The following is a 14,164-nucleotide window of genomic DNA, read 5'->3' as shown; positions in this document are numbered from 1 at the left end:
ACTCCGAATTGCTATCAGTCACGCGGGAATTCGCAAGAATGGGTGAACCAAAAGGATCGCCTGCACGTGGCTAGCTATCAAGCGCTATACCCAGCGACGAGAAGGAGCCATCGTGACGGCTGCATTAGAGCCACGCTACGACGTCATAGTCTGTGGGGCCGGGTCGTCGGGCTCAGTCATCGCTGGACGGTTGGCGGAAAACCCCGACCTGTCCGTCCTGCTGCTGGAGGCCGGCGGCAGCGACGAGGTTCCCAGCGTGACCGAGGCGAGCCAGTGGCCGGCCAACCTGGGCAGTGAACGGGACTGGGGTTTCGTGTCCGAAGCCGACCCGAGGCTGCACGGACGCTCGATCGGGTTCTCGATGGGCAAGGTGCTGGGCGGCGGGTCGAGCATCAACGTGATGATCTGGGCCCGCGGGCATCGCAGCGACTGGGATCTCTTCGCCGCCGAATCCGGACAGCCAGCCTGGGGTTACGAGCCCGTTCTGGACTTGTACCGGCAGATCGAGGACTGGCACGGCGTGGGCGAGCCGAATCATCGGGGCAGGGGAGGGCCGGTGTTCGTGCAGCCGACGCCCGACGTCCATCCACTCGCCGCGACGGCCGTGGATGCGGCCAGGACGTTGGGAATTCCGACTTATCAGAGTCCCAACGGTCGGCTGATGGAAGAGATGCGCGGCGCCGCCATCACCGACATGCGTTCGCGCGGCGGAGAACGCCTATCGGTATTCCGCACCTACACGGCGCCGCATCTGGACAAGGCGAACCTGACCGTGGTGCCGCATGCCCTGGTGACGCGGGTGATATTCCAGGACAATCGGGCCACCGGCGTCGAGGTAATCCACGACGGCGCGGTCCATCACGTGACGGCCGACACCGAAGTGGTGCTGTCGCTGGGGGCGATTCACACACCCAAGGTGCTGATGCAGTCCGGCGTCGGCGACACCGACGAACTACGCCGCGCCGGGGTCACGGTGCGGCAGCACCTGCCCGGGGTCGGCCGCAACTTTCAAGACCACTACGGGGTCAGCTGCGTATGGGAGTTTCCCGAGGACGTGCAAAGCAGCACCCAGGCGCCGGCGGCATTGTTCTGGGACTCCGGTCTCGGGGACCTCGATGGGCCGGATCTGTTCGCCTGCCTGGGCGCATTCCCGATGGCCACGCCAGAGAACATCGCGAAATACGGCCTGCCACAAGACTGCTGGATCCTATTCGGCTCACCCACGCATCCGAAAAGCCGCGGGCGGTTGCGGTTGTCGGGACCGGGTCCCACCGATCCGATTCGGATCGAAGCAAACGCGTTGTCGGATCCGCACGATGTCAAGACTGCAATTGCCTGCATCGAAACCCTCAGGGAAATCGGCAATTCCGCGGAGCTTCGTTCGTTCGTGAAGCGCGAGGTCATGCCCGGCGACCTGACGGGCGACGAACTGGAAACCTACTTGCGCAATGCGGTAACCACCTACTGGCACGAAGTAGGGACGGCGAAGATGGGCCGCGACTCGATGTCGGTGGTCGATGGACACCTCAAGGTCTACGGCGTCGAGAATCTGCGCGTCGCGGACGCATCGATCATGCCGCGTATCACCACCGGTAACACCATGGCGCCCTGCGTGGTGATCGGCGAGCGCGCCGCACAGTTCCTCAAGGCTGAGCATCGGTTCTGACGGCAGGGTGGATCAATCCGCAGCCCACGGCTACGAATCATAGCGACGAAACCTCAACGCCTCGATAGGAATTGGATCTTATGTTGGAAGTAATAGACAAGGGCAAACCCAGCCGAGGACACCGACATCCGTTGCTCTTTGTGCACGGCGGCTTCCAAGGCGCATGGTGCTGGGATGCGCACTTTCTGGACTTCTTCGCCGAACGCGGGTTTCGTGTCGTAGCGCCCAGTTATCGCGGCCACGGCGGTAGCCCAGTGGACAAACCGTTGCGTTTGTGCTCGATTTCGGACTTCGTCGCCGATGTTTCCTCGATCGCCAATATGCTTGTACCACAACCGATCCCGATCGGGCATTCGATGGGCGGCTTCATCGTGCAGAAGTATCTCGAAAGCAACGACGCACCGGCTGGGGTGCTGCTCGCATCCGCACCGCCGCGCGGGCATCTGCGGTCGATGCTGCGCATATTGCGTCGACACCCGTGGCAGTGTTCGAAGTTCGCTCTCAGCGGCCGCCCTACCGACATGTACGGGGGGACGGTGGCAGGCGCGCGCGAGCTGTTCTTCAGCGCCGAGACGCCCGACTCCTTGATTAGCGAGGGCGCCGCGCGGCTTACACCGGACAGCACGCGAGCGATCCTGTTCGACATGGTGGCGCGCGAACTCGTCAACACCGAGCGCATTGACACACCGCTATTGGTGCTGGGCGGAGAGCGGGACGCGATTTATCGCGACTCCGATGTGCGCGCAACGGCCAAGGCCTACCGCACAGAACCAAGTATCTTCCCGAACATGGGACACGAGATGATGCTGGAGCCGGGATGGGAAACGGTCGCCGAACATATCGTGTCGTGGCTGACCGAGCGCGGACTGTAGACATCAGCCCGTACTAGCGCTCTTGCTACCATCGCGCGGTGCCCGATTTTGCTGTACCGCGCGATGGGCAGCGGGGTGTTCCGCGGCGCGAAGTCCTCAAATATGCCTTCGCGCCGGCGCTCCTGAGCCTGGCCGCGACGTTCGATGCGCCCAGGGCCGCCGCCGACAACATCAGGCTGATCGATTTCGCGGAAAAGCGGATCGCGCCGGATGAGATCAAGGCAGCGGGCTATGCCGGGGTGATCAACTACGTCTCGGCGGAGCGGCCGGGAGCGCACTTCGAGGCGAAGCCCATCACCCGCGACTACGCGGACGCCTTGCGTGCGGCGGGCCTACAGATCGTCAGCAACTTCCAGTACGGCAAGCCCGGATGGCCTGCTACCCCGTCGGATCTCACCCGCGGACACGACGGCGGTGTGGCGGATGCTCAAACAGCTCTGCAGCTGCATGCCGCGGCAGGCGGGCCGAACTCGGCTCCGATCTTCTTCAGCGTCGACGACGACATCGACCAGAACACCTGGAACACCCTTGCCGTCGACTGGTTTCGGGGAATCAACTCGGTACTCGGCGTGGGCCGCACCGGCATGTACGGCCACTACAACGCGTGCGGGTGGGCGATCAGGGACGGGGTGATCGGCAACTCCACCAGCGCGGGGCACCGCTGGGCCTGGCAAACGAGGTCATGGTCACACGGTCAGCGCGAGCCCATGGCGGTGCTGTACCAAGCGATCGTCAACAGCCCGTCGAACCCCAGCCCGCTGCTGGGCGGCATCAACGTGGATATTGACGACGTGCTCGCCGCCGACTACGGACAGTGGGATCTCAGTCGCTGATCTGGCGCAAGGGCGAACCCAGGCGCACTGAGTCGGATGCCGGCTGGGGTGCCGTTGAGGTGATGAAGTCCTCCAGGATCTCCGCCACGGCCACCGGTGCTTCGGCATGGGGGAAGTGCCCGATACCCTCGAGCACCTCGAGGCGACTGCCGTCGAGCGCATCATGGGCGGCATAAGCGTGCGCCACCGGAATGATCCGGTCCTGATCGCCCCAGATCAGCAGCGTAGGCAGACCAGCCGCGACATGAAGCTTGTTGAGTGCGCTGACGGCCTGACCGCGGTAGTCCACCACTGAGCGCAACGTTCGCAAGAATGCCTGGCGAGTCCGCGCATCCGACAGCGACGAATACGCGTACCACATCTCGCCGGCCCGCGGCGCCTGGATCCCGGCCGAGCGCAGCCACGAACCCAGCTTGTTGCCCAGGTTCAGCACTGGTTGCGGTGCGACGATGGGCAGCACGAGCTCGGCGCCGGGCGCAGACAGCATCCGTAACACCGGACTGAGGTCCGGGCCGAGGCCACCGCTGCCGATCAGGACCAGCCGCTCGCAGTAGTCCCGGTGCTGGTGGGTGAACTGCATCGCGATGCCACCGCCGAGCGACTGCCCGACCACAGTGGCGCGGGCCACGCCGAGTTCGTCGAGCAGATCGCGCAGGAAGACCGCGAATGCTCCCAGTGAGTAGTCGCCGCGCGGCTTTGCCGACATGCCGTGACCGAGCAGATCGGGCGCGATGACGCGGTATTTCTTGGACAACTGCGGGATGATCGCGCGCCAGGTGGCCGAGCTGCCCGCCATCCCGTGGATCAGCAACAGGGCATGGCCCTGGCCGGCTTCCCGGTAGGCGATCCGGTCGCCGTGCAGGTCGAGGTACGTCAATTCGCTCATGATCAAACCGTTTACCCAAGCCCTGGTAGTTGAACGCATCGGCTCTTACCGAGGGTACGCAACTTACGCCTTCGTAGGTTACTCGCTGGTAATAATGTGGTGGGCCTCACCGCTCAACTTCCCGGGCCGAAAATGAACGACACCCCGCGAGCCGGCTGCCCGCGGGGTGTCGTCTGGTGCTGATGATCAGGCCGATGTCAGTTCAAGTCGTACCGATCGTTGTTCATGACCTTGACCCACGCCGCGACGAAGTCCTCCACGAACTTCCCCGCGTTGTCGTCCTGCGCGTAAACCTCAACCAGAGCGCGCAGCACCGAGTTCGACCCGAACACGAGGTCGTTCGCGGTTGCGGTCCACTTGAGAGTTCCCGACGCCCGGTCGCGGCCCTCGTACACGTTCTCCGCGGTCTCCGACGGCTTCCACTGTGTGCCCATGTCGAGCAGGTTGACGAAGAAGTCGTTAGTCAACGAACCCGGCGTGTCGGTGAACACGCCGTGTTTGCTGCTGCCGTGGTTGGCACCCAGGGCACGCAGGCCGCCGACGAGCACCGTCAGCTCCGGACCGGTCACGCCGAGCTGGTAGGCCCGTTCCAGCAGGAGTTGCTCCAACGGGGCCTTCTCGCCCGGCCGGGCGTAGTTGCGGAACCCATCGGCCCGCGGTTCGAGCACCGCAGCCGCCTCCACGTCGGTGTTCTCCTGCGAGGCGTCGGTCCGGCCGGGTGCGAAGTGCACCGAGATGTCGTATCCGGCTTCCTTGGCCGCCTTCTCGACCGCCGCGGAACCGGCCAGCACGATCACATCGGCCAGCGAGATCTTCTTGCCACCCGAAGCCGACGCGTTGAAGTCCTGCTGGATCTTCTCGAGCGCGGGCAACACCTTGTCCAACTCGGAGGGCTCGTTGACCTCCCAATTCTTCTGCGGCTCAAGGCGAATCCGCGCCCCGTTCGCGCCACCGCGCTTGTCGGTGTTGCGGTAGCTGCTCGCAGCCGCCCAGGCGGTCTTGACCAGCTGCGGAACGGTCAGGCCGGACTCGAGCACCTTCTTCTTCAGGGCCGCGACATCCTTGTCGTTGACCAGCGGGTGGTCGACGGCCGGAACTGGGTCCTGCCACAGCTGTGGCTCCGGAATCCAGGGCCCGAGGAAGCGCGAGACCGGTCCCATATCGCGATGCAGCAGCTTGTACCACGCCTTGGCGAAGGCGTCGGCCAGCTCATCGGGGTTGTTCAGCCAGCGCTGGGTGATCTCGCGGTAGATCGGGTCCTCCCGCAACGAAATGTCGGTGACCAGCATCGTCGGCGCACGACCCGGCCCGCCGAACGGGTCGGGAATGGTGCCCGCGCCGGCGCCGTCCTTCGCCGTGAACTGCCAGGCTCCAGCCGGGCTCTTGGTCAGCTCCCACTCGTAGCCGTACAGCGTCTCTAGGAAGGTGTTGTCCCACTTGGTCGGGGTGGGCGTCCAGACGACCTCAAGGCCGCTGGTGATGGCGTCCTTGCCCGAGCCCGTGCCGTAGGAGCTCTTCCAGCCCAGCCCCTGTTGCTCGATCGGGGCGGCCTCCGGCTCGGGGCCGACCAGGTCGGCGTCACCGGCGCCGTGGGTCTTGCCGAAGCTGTGGCCACCGACGATGAGCGCGGCGGTCTCTTCGTCGTTCATCGCCATCCGGCCGAACGTCTCACGGATATCCACCGCTGCAGCGACAGGATCCGGCTTGCCTTCGGGGCCTTCGGGATTCACATAGATCAGACCCATGGTGGTGGCACCGTAGGGTTCCGCGAGATCGCGCTTGCCGGAGTAGCGCTTGTCGGTGCCCAACCATTCGCCCTCTTCGCCGAAGATAATCTCTACGGGCTCCCAGACGTCGGGACGACCGAAGGCGAAGCCGAAGGTCTTGAAGCCCATCGACTCGAGCGCCACGTTGCCGGCGAGGAGCAGCAGGTCCGCCCAGGAGATCTTGTTACCGTGCTTCTTCTTGACCGGCCACAACAGCCTGCGCGCCTTGTCCAGGCTGGCGTTGTCCGGCCAGCTGTTCAGCGGGGCGAAGCGCTGCATCCCCTGACCCCCACCGCCGCGGCCGTCAAAGATCCGGTAGGTGCCGGCGGCGTGCCAGCTCATCCGGATGAAGAAGCCCCCGTAGTGGCCGTAGTCAGCGGGCCACCAGTCCTGGGAGGTGGTCAGCACCGAGACCAGGTCAGCCTTGAGAGCCTCGACATCGAGCTTGGAGAATTCCTCGGCGTAATCGAAGTCCTCGCCCAGCGGGTTGGCCTGCGCCACCTGCGGGTGCAGCCGTGATACGTCGATCTGGTTGGGCCACCAATCCTGGTTGGTCAGGGGAGCATCCGACTTCGGCTGGGGCGCCGCGATTGCCGGGTTCTCACTCTCGCTCTTGTGGGATGTATCTGATGACACAACATTCCTTTCGGGTGGTGGATGATCGGGCTGTGATCACGGGCTGTGATCAGGAATCTGCGGTCGAACAGTCGGGGCATATGCCCCAGTAGATGACTTCAGCTTCATCGAGGACGAAGCCGTCGAGAGCGTGGTTGTCGTCCGACGGGGTGAGGCACGGGGCGTCGCCGACCGCGCAGTCGACATCGGCAATGACACCGCAGGTCCGGCATACGACGTGATGGTGGTTGTCGCCGACGCGGGACTCGTAGCGCGCGACCAGCCCCAATGGCTGGATACGTCGGACCAGGCCCACCGCCGTCAGCGCGTTAAGCACGTCGTATACCGCCTGGCGGGAGACATCGGGGAGACCGTTCCGCACCGAGGAAAAGATCGTCTCGGTGTCGGCATGTGGATGGGCGTGTACTGCCTCCAGGACGGCAATCCTGGGCCGGGTCACGCGCAGATCGGCCACACGCAACCGCTCCGCGTAGTCCGACGTTGACGACACAAGGCCAATATGGCCCACTTATCTGGAATCAGTCAAGACTTTATCGAACCAACACGCCGTAAAGATTTGGCGTCACGAGGCCGGCTTCACGGCGCTGCCGCCGCGCCACTGATCCCAGCTGAGCGTCCAGTCGCCGTTTTGAGTCAGTTTCAGCGGCGGTCCGCCGCTGTTGCGGATCTCGACCACGTCACCCGGCACGGAGAAGTCGTAGAACCATTTCGCGTTGTCGCCGTTGAGATTCAAGCATCCGTGCGAGGTGTCGGTGTGTCCCTGGGCCCACACCGTCGTGTCGAGCTGGTGCAGATAAATGCCGTCAATGCTGATTCGGGTCGCGTAGTTGATGGTCTCGCGATATCCGAGGCGAGAGTTCTTGGGCAGCCCAAATGTCGAGGAGTCCATCACCACGGGATTGCCCTTGTCGAGCACTGTGTAGACCCCGGGAGGAGTCCACAACGATATGGTCTGCGCACCGACCGTCTCGGTGCCACCCATTCCCATGGAGGTCGGCATGGTACGGACCAAGGCTCCGTTGTTGAAAACGCTCACCACCTTGGTGGCATCGTCGGCGATCGACACGTGAGCATCACCGATGTGGAAAGACACTCGACTGTCGTCTTGCCCGAACAGGCCGTCGCCCAGGGAAATTCCGTAGATCTTGGCTTCGGCGCTGACAGTCGTGCCGGGTGCGTAATAGTGCTCCGGTCGCCAGTGGACGTTCTGCCCGTCGACCCAGAACCATGAGCCTTGCACTGCGGGGTTCGTAGTCACTTTCAGCTGCCGCTCGGCGGCGGCTCGGTCGGCGATCCTTTCGTCGAAGTGCGCGACAACCACCGTTCCGACTCCATAGGTGCCGCCCTCTCGCAGCGTGGCCTCCGAGGTGGTGGTGAACGAGACTTTGGTCTGGTTCGACGGCTGCAGTGTGGAGAAGGACGAAACTTGAGTCGACACAATGCCGTTAGGGCCACGGCTGCTGACGTCCAACGTGTAGGTACGTCCGTAGCCGAGGGGAGTGGTGGGCTTCCAGACGGTGTTGTCCGGGGTCAGGACGCCCGGGACGGATTTGCCGCCGTCATTGACCATGCGCACATCGGTGAGCGTCCCGGTATCGGCCTTGACCTCCACCGGCGAGACCGGGTCGACGTCGTGTGCATTGGTACCCGGTTTGACCGTAATCTTCGGTGCCCCAGCAGCTTTCGAAGAACCAGTGGAACAGTTGCCATCGGGGCAGCGCTCCGAGGACACAATCTGGATCGTGGCGCAGACTCCGACCAGGACCAACACGCCTAGCAGAAACCGGCGCGGCCGGCGAAGCCAGCGGCGCGCGAACTCAGCGCTGTTCTTGGATTTCATCTTGAATCAGCGGATCCTTTGGGGTTCTCTCACTTGCCGGCTCGAAGCTGAACCCGCGCGAAAACGATGGTCGGTATCAAGTAGCCCGAGGTGGAAATTCTGAAACCACTGGATCACGGTTCGCGTAACGCGGTGGTCACACCTGCCGCCATGACGGCTGGGAAGGGTCGACGAGCTGCTGGTCGACGGGCCCAACGCCGAAGACGGCGATGATCGCCGGGTCGGGCTGATTCGCCAGGACACCGTCGTAGTGCGGGGTGCGCGCGGTGCGCTTCACATAGCCTCCGGGTCCCACCGGAACGGCATCCTGCGGCTGAAAGCCGTTGCCGCTGTTGACAAACCAGGTGCCAAATACCACGACCTGAATCCGGTCTGTCGCATAGGTGTGGGGTGCGCTGAACCACCCCGGGTTCCATTTCATCAGCACCAGATACGGCCCCGGCTTGTTGAAATCGCCATACAGCTTGGCCATTTCGCCACTGTGTGGAGGCAGGTTGCCCCACGACTGGAAGTCGATTTGGTCGTATGGCTGGATAAAGGTTTCCCGCGGATCCGGGCCCGTTTCGGGCGGCGGAGCCAGTTTGATGTCGTCGGTGTTGCCAGCCTTGTCACCTGCCGCGATCGCGGCCCACAACAGCGGTGCTGCCATCAGCAGCGATCGCCGGTTCGATTCCACATCGCCCATCACATGCCTCCCCAATAGTCGCCTGACTCAACCCTCCTTCCGGTAGACGAGCCAGCGCAACTCGATCGGCGATTCGTCTCGTTCGACGTCGAACACGTCGAGGCCACTGGCCCATCCGTCGAACCAGGCCGTGGGTGGCCACGCACCTTCGGGCAAGTGGGCTTTTTCGTACTCGTAGGCCGAATCGTCGGCGATGAGTTCGAGCGGTAACCCGGCCGCCGCCTCGGTGACCTCGTCGCGAGTGAAGATCGTGGTGTTGCATTGCTGCCCGAGTTCCCGGGCGGCGGCGTCGGGGGTATAGCCCTCGCGCGCCAGGAAGGTGTTGAACACCAGGTAACCACCGAAAGCCAAACACTGCGAGGCGAGTTCGAACATGCCGCGCAGCTCACGCGTGGTCCGGAAGTCGGGCACCACTTCGGAAAATACGACCAGCTGATAGTCCCCGCGAACACCTTCCATGGCCACAAAGACATCGCTCTGGATGACGTGGATGTCGACTGAATTCCGTTCGGCTTCCGCACGCATGATGTCGGCGAACTTCGCGGCGAGCTCGACCGCGTCGACCGGGTGACCACGCCGGGCCAGGGCGAGGGCATTTCGGCCCGTGCCCGCGCCGACGTCGAGTACCCGATAAGTGCTCGGGTCTACGGCTTCGTTGGCGAGCGCCCACACCCGCGCGTCGGGTTCGGTGCCGAACAGTGAGCCCTCGCGGGTGGTAACCCAATTGTCGTAATCGGCCCCGATCGTCGCCCATTGAGGTTTGACGCGGTAATTCAGCATCGTGCCGAACGGTGAATTGAACGAGATGATGATGTTCGAACGTGATGACGACTTAAAGGCTTTCGCCAATTCACCTTGCAGCACCGCTTTGAGCTGAGCGGTTTCTTCGGCTGTGTAACGTATGCCCAAGCTGGCAAAGATCGTTTCGCACATCGTGACGTACTCGTCGAGCATGCTCGGAACAGCCGGCAGGTGGATCTGACCCTCGGCCATCGATCGTCGAAGCAATCGCCGGGTCATCGCTTCGCGCAGCATCGACGGATCGAAAGATCTGCGGGCCGGATCCTCCATCAGACTCTTGTACACGACCTCGCCAGTGACCGCACGAGGGGGCGGGATAACCATGAGCGACGACACGACCGCACAGTTGGGTGACGAGAAGTTCGTGTCTTTGACGACCTTCAAACGCAACGGGGATGGAGTCGCCGCGCCGATGTGGATCGTCGGCGACGGTGTGCGGCTATCGGTGTGGACACCGGCCGATGCGTGGAAGGTCAAACGGGTCCGACGTGATCCCCGCGTCACGCTCACGGCCTGCGGGCGGACCGGGAAAGTGCCGGCCGGTCAGCCAGTCGTTGAGGGGACTGCCGAGGTGATCACCGACCCGGTGGAGGTCGCGCGCGTCGAGTCGCTCGTCAAGCGCAAATACGGCTTTGAGTTTCGGGTCGTGACACTCATCGAAACCATTGCCGCCCGCGGCCGTAAGCCACGGTTCGTCCTGCGTATCACGCTCTCGGGCTCATCTGGTGGAGGATAATCGGGCAACGGGTTGTGCACTGTCGCGTGATGGGGATGTTCATATGCGGGTCGAGAGTTTGCGCCGTTATCCGGTGAAATCGATGCTCGGGGAAGCCGTCGAGAGCTTGTTCGTCGACGAACGCGGGGCCGAAGGAGACCGGCGGCTGGCACTTATCGACACCGCAACCGGGCATGTGGCCAGTGCCAAACAGGCGCGCTTGTGGCGTGGGCTACTCAAGTGCACCGCCAACGGAGAGACCGGGCGGGTAAGCATTGGGCTGCCCGACGGTACGAAGGTCGCGGCCGATGATCCGGGTGTCAACGAGCTGCTCTCGCGGCTGCTGGGACGCGCGGTCCGACTGGTCAGCAAGCGACCGGATGGCGCGACGGTGGAGCGCCCGGACCCGGACAAGCTGCTCGAGCTCGGGTTGGACGCCGAGGTCGCCGGCCGCATCCTCGAGATTGGCCTGGGGACACCGGGAGATTCGTTTACCGACGACGCTCCACTGCATGCGATCACCACGGCCACCCTGGAGCACATCAGCGTCGAGGCCCTGCGCTACCGACCGAATCTCGTGATCGCGACGCCGGCCGGTTATCCCCCTTATGCCGAAAACGATTGGGTCGGCAGGGAATTTGCCATCGGCGGGGTGCGGCTCCGCGGCCTGGAACTTACGCCACGGTGCGTGGTGCCGACGCTAGAGCACGGGCCGCTGCCGAGGTCTCCGCAGGCGCTACGCACACCCGCCGCCGAGAATCGTCGAGAAGCAGGCAGTTGCGGAGTCGCAGCCTGCGCGGGGCTCTACCTCGGGACAACGACGGAAGGCGTTATCCGCGTTGGTGACCGGGTCACCCTCGACCCCGTCGACTAGTTGCCGAAGCTGCCCCCGTTGGGGGAGCGAACGACTGAGGCCGGTCCGACGGGGCCTGCGTTGATCTGGTTGGCGGCGAAGGATGCGCCTTTGTCGATCCAGCTGCCGTCGTCGGCGTAGGTGTTGTGGGCGGAGAAGTTCATGCCGTCCGAGCAGACCGGGTCGTCGGTGGCGCAGACTTTGATGGTCTTGGCCTGATACGTCGGCCCGATGACCACCGGCGGCTGGCCCAGGAAGTTCATCGCCCGCACGTTGGGCATGCCGAAGAGCACGACCGCGGCGACGTGGTCGGCGATCTCGGGTGCCAGGGGTTTGGGCACGGTCGCGGGGTCCACGCCATCGGGCACCGCGGCCGAGGTGACAAAGCCCATCACGGCAGCGCCTTGGGAGAAGCCGCTGAGCACCATCTTGGTCTTGGGGCAGCTGCCGGCCATCGAGATGACGTGGCTACTGGCGTCGCGGATCCCGTCGAGCCCGGTTTCCCAGTCATTGCTGGCGGGGTAGTTGACCGCATAGACATCGACGGACTTTCCGACCTCGCGCCCGCGCAGGTTGTCGATGAACGCTTGTCCGGTCGGTCCGACCCCCGGATCCTCACCCGTGCCGCGGGCGAACACCACTTGAGCGTCCGGGCACGGCTCGGCCGACGCCGTCGGCGAGACCAAGAGAGAAGTACCAAGGCCCAAGGCAGCTACTGCCGCGGGACCAACAACACGAATGAGGTAACCGGCGATCATGCCCAATTAGGTGCCCACCCAAGCCCGTCACCAAACGAGTGATATTCCACACGCGTTTCGTAGTGAACGCGCCCGCCACGAATCGACCGCGACCAACCCTGACTAGCAGCGGATCAACGCACCGGCCTTGGGGTCACGCTGGATCGTGAGACGTACACTCCCACAGTCGATTTCACACTGAGACAACACTGAGAGCCTGCGCCTATCAGAGCGGCCGGACCCCATCGCGTGCCGTCGCGGTGATGCGGCTCAGCGCCATTTGATGCCGCACCCTATTGACGGCCGCTGGTTGGGGTCGACCGGCCGCCCGGACAGCACGGCGTCGACGGCCGTCCGAACGTCAGCCGCCGTCACCGGCAGGTCGTTTTTAGGGCGCGAGTCATCGAGCTGGCCGCGATAGGCGAGTCGGCGCTCGCCGTCGAACACAAACGTGTCCGGCGTGCACGCCGCGGAGAAGGAGCGGGCGATGTCTTGCGTCTCGTCGTACAGGTACGGGAATGTCCAACCATGGCGGCGGGCCTCGACGACCATCTGGTCGGGGCCGTCCTGCGGGTAGGTGGCGACGTCATTGCTGGAGATCGCCACCATTGCGACACCTTGATCGCCGAGGTCGCGGCCCAGCGCGGCCAGCCCGGCCGCGACATGCTGGACATACGGGCAGTGGTTACAGATGAAGGTGATGACCAGGGCGGGACCGGTGAGGTCGTCGAGGCTGACCAACGCGCCGGTTGCCGGGTCGGGCAACGTGAATGGCGGCGCGGGCGTGCCGAGGGCGAGCATCGTTGACTCGATAGCCATGCCCGCAAGACTAGTCCGCAGCGCCCCGGGCACGACCGCCGATCACGGGTGCGGAAGGCGGCTTCGGGTAGGGCCAGAGTTAGCCGCGCTGCAATCCGGGGTATCAGTCCGAACCATGGGGTGGGTGATTTCGCACGCCGTCGCGATCTTCTTAGGGCTGCTCGCGGCGTTCTGGGCAGCGGTCGGCATCGTCGTTCGGCAACGCGTCGCTCAAGGCGTTCCGGCTGCTGACGACCTGTCTGGGGCGACGGTGACCGACGTGGTTCGCCAACCGTTGTGGTGGGCCGGGATGCTCGCGGCCGTCGCCGGTTACGTGTTTCAGGCGCTGGCGCTGGCTAACGGATCTCTGCTGCTAGTGCAGCCGCTGCTGGTTTCGTCGCTGCTGTTTGCGTTGCCGATGAGCGCCAGGCTGTGCCATCAGCACATCACCCGGGCCGAGTGGAGTTGGGCGATCGTGTTGACCGCCGCACTGGGGGCCTTCGTACTCGTCGGTCAGCCCCGCGAGGGCCATAACCGTCCGCCGATACCGTCGTGGACTCTGGCTCTGGTACTCACGGCGCCGCTGGTCATCGCTTGCCTCATCGCGGCCAGGCGCGCCTTCGGCCGCCCGCGCGCCATGCTGCTGGCGGTTGCGGTGGCGGTTCTGCTCGGCATGGTCGCCGTCTTGACGAAGATCTGCACGCACCGCTTCGCCGTCGGCGGATGGCACGGGCTTCTCACCGTCCCCGCTCCGTACTTGCTGGTCGTGCTGGCGGTCGCGGTAACCATGGTGCAGAGCTCCGCCTTTCACGCCGGTGCATTGCAGGCATCGGTACCGATCATGCTGGTGGGTGAACCCGTCGTCGCGGTGGTGCTCGGCGTTGTCGTGCTCGGTGAGCACCTCGCGGTGCGGGGCTCAGCAGTGCTGGGCCTGCTCGTCGCCGTCGTCGCAATGGTGGCATCCACTATCGCGCTGGGCCGCGATCAGGCGCCCGAGTCGGCCATTGCGGCCGCGAAACACGTTGGCGCACTGTCTGCTAACGAAAACGGCGTGGTCTGCAAGTAGGCGGCGCCAG

The 14,164-nt window shown here is 64.4% G+C and carries 14 protein-coding genes; 6 read left to right on the top strand and 8 right to left on the bottom strand.

Annotated features, from left to right (window positions below; translation table 11 throughout):
- Window positions 1-112: 112 nt before the first annotated feature.
- The 3 genes from ACTXG5_RS18395 (at window position 113) to ACTXG5_RS18385 (ending at window position 3,371) form a co-directional block, all read left to right on the top strand.
- Window positions 113-1,666, top strand: a complete 1,554-nt coding sequence (locus tag ACTXG5_RS18395) for a GMC family oxidoreductase (RefSeq protein ID WP_445160154.1) — start codon at window positions 113-115, stop codon at window positions 1,664-1,666.
- Window positions 1,667-1,746: 80 nt separating this feature from the next.
- Window positions 1,747-2,538 carry an alpha/beta hydrolase gene (locus ACTXG5_RS18390; protein ID WP_445160153.1) on the top strand — a complete coding sequence of 264 codons (792 nt, stop codon included), beginning with the start codon at window positions 1,747-1,749 and terminating at the stop codon, window positions 2,536-2,538.
- 38 nt (window positions 2,539-2,576) lie between these two features.
- Window positions 2,577-3,371 (top strand): DUF1906 domain-containing protein, encoded by a 795-nt coding sequence (locus ACTXG5_RS18385; RefSeq protein WP_445160152.1) that lies wholly within the window; start codon window positions 2,577-2,579, stop codon window positions 3,369-3,371.
- On the opposite strand, the gene ACTXG5_RS18380 is transcribed toward ACTXG5_RS18385, so the two are convergent.
- From ACTXG5_RS18380 to ACTXG5_RS18355, 6 genes are all read right to left on the bottom strand, one after another.
- On the bottom strand, window positions 3,361-4,257 hold the full coding sequence (locus ACTXG5_RS18380) for an alpha/beta fold hydrolase (RefSeq protein ID WP_445160151.1): 897 nt from the start codon (window positions 4,255-4,257) through the stop codon (window positions 3,361-3,363). The two genes, ACTXG5_RS18385 and ACTXG5_RS18380, sit on opposite strands and share 11 nt — an antisense overlap.
- A gap of 197 nt (window positions 4,258-4,454) precedes the next feature.
- The gene (katG, locus tag ACTXG5_RS18375; RefSeq protein ID WP_445160150.1) at window positions 4,455-6,659 is read right to left on the bottom strand and encodes a catalase/peroxidase HPI; all 2,205 of its coding nucleotides are present in this window, start codon (window positions 6,657-6,659) and stop codon (window positions 4,455-4,457) included.
- A gap of 49 nt (window positions 6,660-6,708) precedes the next feature.
- A complete protein-coding gene (locus ACTXG5_RS18370) occupies window positions 6,709-7,149 on the bottom strand; it encodes a Fur family transcriptional regulator (RefSeq protein ID WP_445160149.1) in 441 nt (146 codons plus the stop codon).
- A 72-nt stretch (window positions 7,150-7,221) separates the two neighbouring features.
- Window positions 7,222-8,499 carry a L,D-transpeptidase gene (locus tag ACTXG5_RS18365; protein ID WP_445160148.1) on the bottom strand — a complete coding sequence of 426 codons (1,278 nt, stop codon included), beginning with the start codon at window positions 8,497-8,499 and terminating at the stop codon, window positions 7,222-7,224.
- A gap of 136 nt (window positions 8,500-8,635) precedes the next feature.
- A complete protein-coding gene (locus ACTXG5_RS18360) occupies window positions 8,636-9,184 on the bottom strand; it encodes a tat pathway signal sequence (protein WP_445160147.1) in 549 nt (182 codons plus the stop codon).
- A gap of 27 nt (window positions 9,185-9,211) precedes the next feature.
- The gene (locus ACTXG5_RS18355; protein WP_445160146.1) at window positions 9,212-10,255 is read right to left on the bottom strand and encodes a class I SAM-dependent methyltransferase; all 1,044 of its coding nucleotides are present in this window, start codon (window positions 10,253-10,255) and stop codon (window positions 9,212-9,214) included.
- A 52-nt stretch (window positions 10,256-10,307) separates the two neighbouring features.
- Between ACTXG5_RS18355 and ACTXG5_RS18350 the strand changes: the two genes are divergently transcribed.
- A complete protein-coding gene (locus tag ACTXG5_RS18350; protein ID WP_445160145.1) occupies window positions 10,308-10,721 on the top strand; it encodes a PPOX class F420-dependent oxidoreductase in 414 nt (137 codons plus the stop codon).
- 43 nt (window positions 10,722-10,764) lie between these two features.
- Window positions 10,765-11,574 (top strand): MOSC domain-containing protein, encoded by an 810-nt coding sequence (locus tag ACTXG5_RS18345; RefSeq protein ID WP_445160144.1) that lies wholly within the window; start codon window positions 10,765-10,767, stop codon window positions 11,572-11,574.
- Here ACTXG5_RS18345 and ACTXG5_RS18340 read toward each other — a convergent pair.
- Window positions 11,571-12,311: a cutinase family protein gene (locus ACTXG5_RS18340; protein WP_445160143.1), complete on the bottom strand. Its 741-nt coding sequence runs from the start codon at window positions 12,309-12,311 to the stop codon at window positions 11,571-11,573. The two genes, ACTXG5_RS18345 and ACTXG5_RS18340, sit on opposite strands and share 4 nt — an antisense overlap.
- 249 nt (window positions 12,312-12,560) lie before the next feature.
- Complete coding sequence (locus ACTXG5_RS18335; protein WP_445160142.1) at window positions 12,561-13,109, bottom strand: thioredoxin family protein; 549 nt, start codon at window positions 13,107-13,109, stop codon at window positions 12,561-12,563.
- Between the two features lie 115 nt (window positions 13,110-13,224).
- Here ACTXG5_RS18335 and ACTXG5_RS18330 point away from each other — a divergent pair, with 115 nt between their 5' ends.
- A complete protein-coding gene (locus ACTXG5_RS18330) occupies window positions 13,225-14,154 on the top strand; it encodes a DMT family transporter (RefSeq protein ID WP_445160141.1) in 930 nt (309 codons plus the stop codon).
- Window positions 14,155-14,164 lie beyond the last annotated feature (10 nt).

This window comes from Mycobacterium sp. Dal123C01 (assembly GCF_052566995.1).
This window is presented reverse-complemented; position numbering and strand designations above follow the sequence as displayed.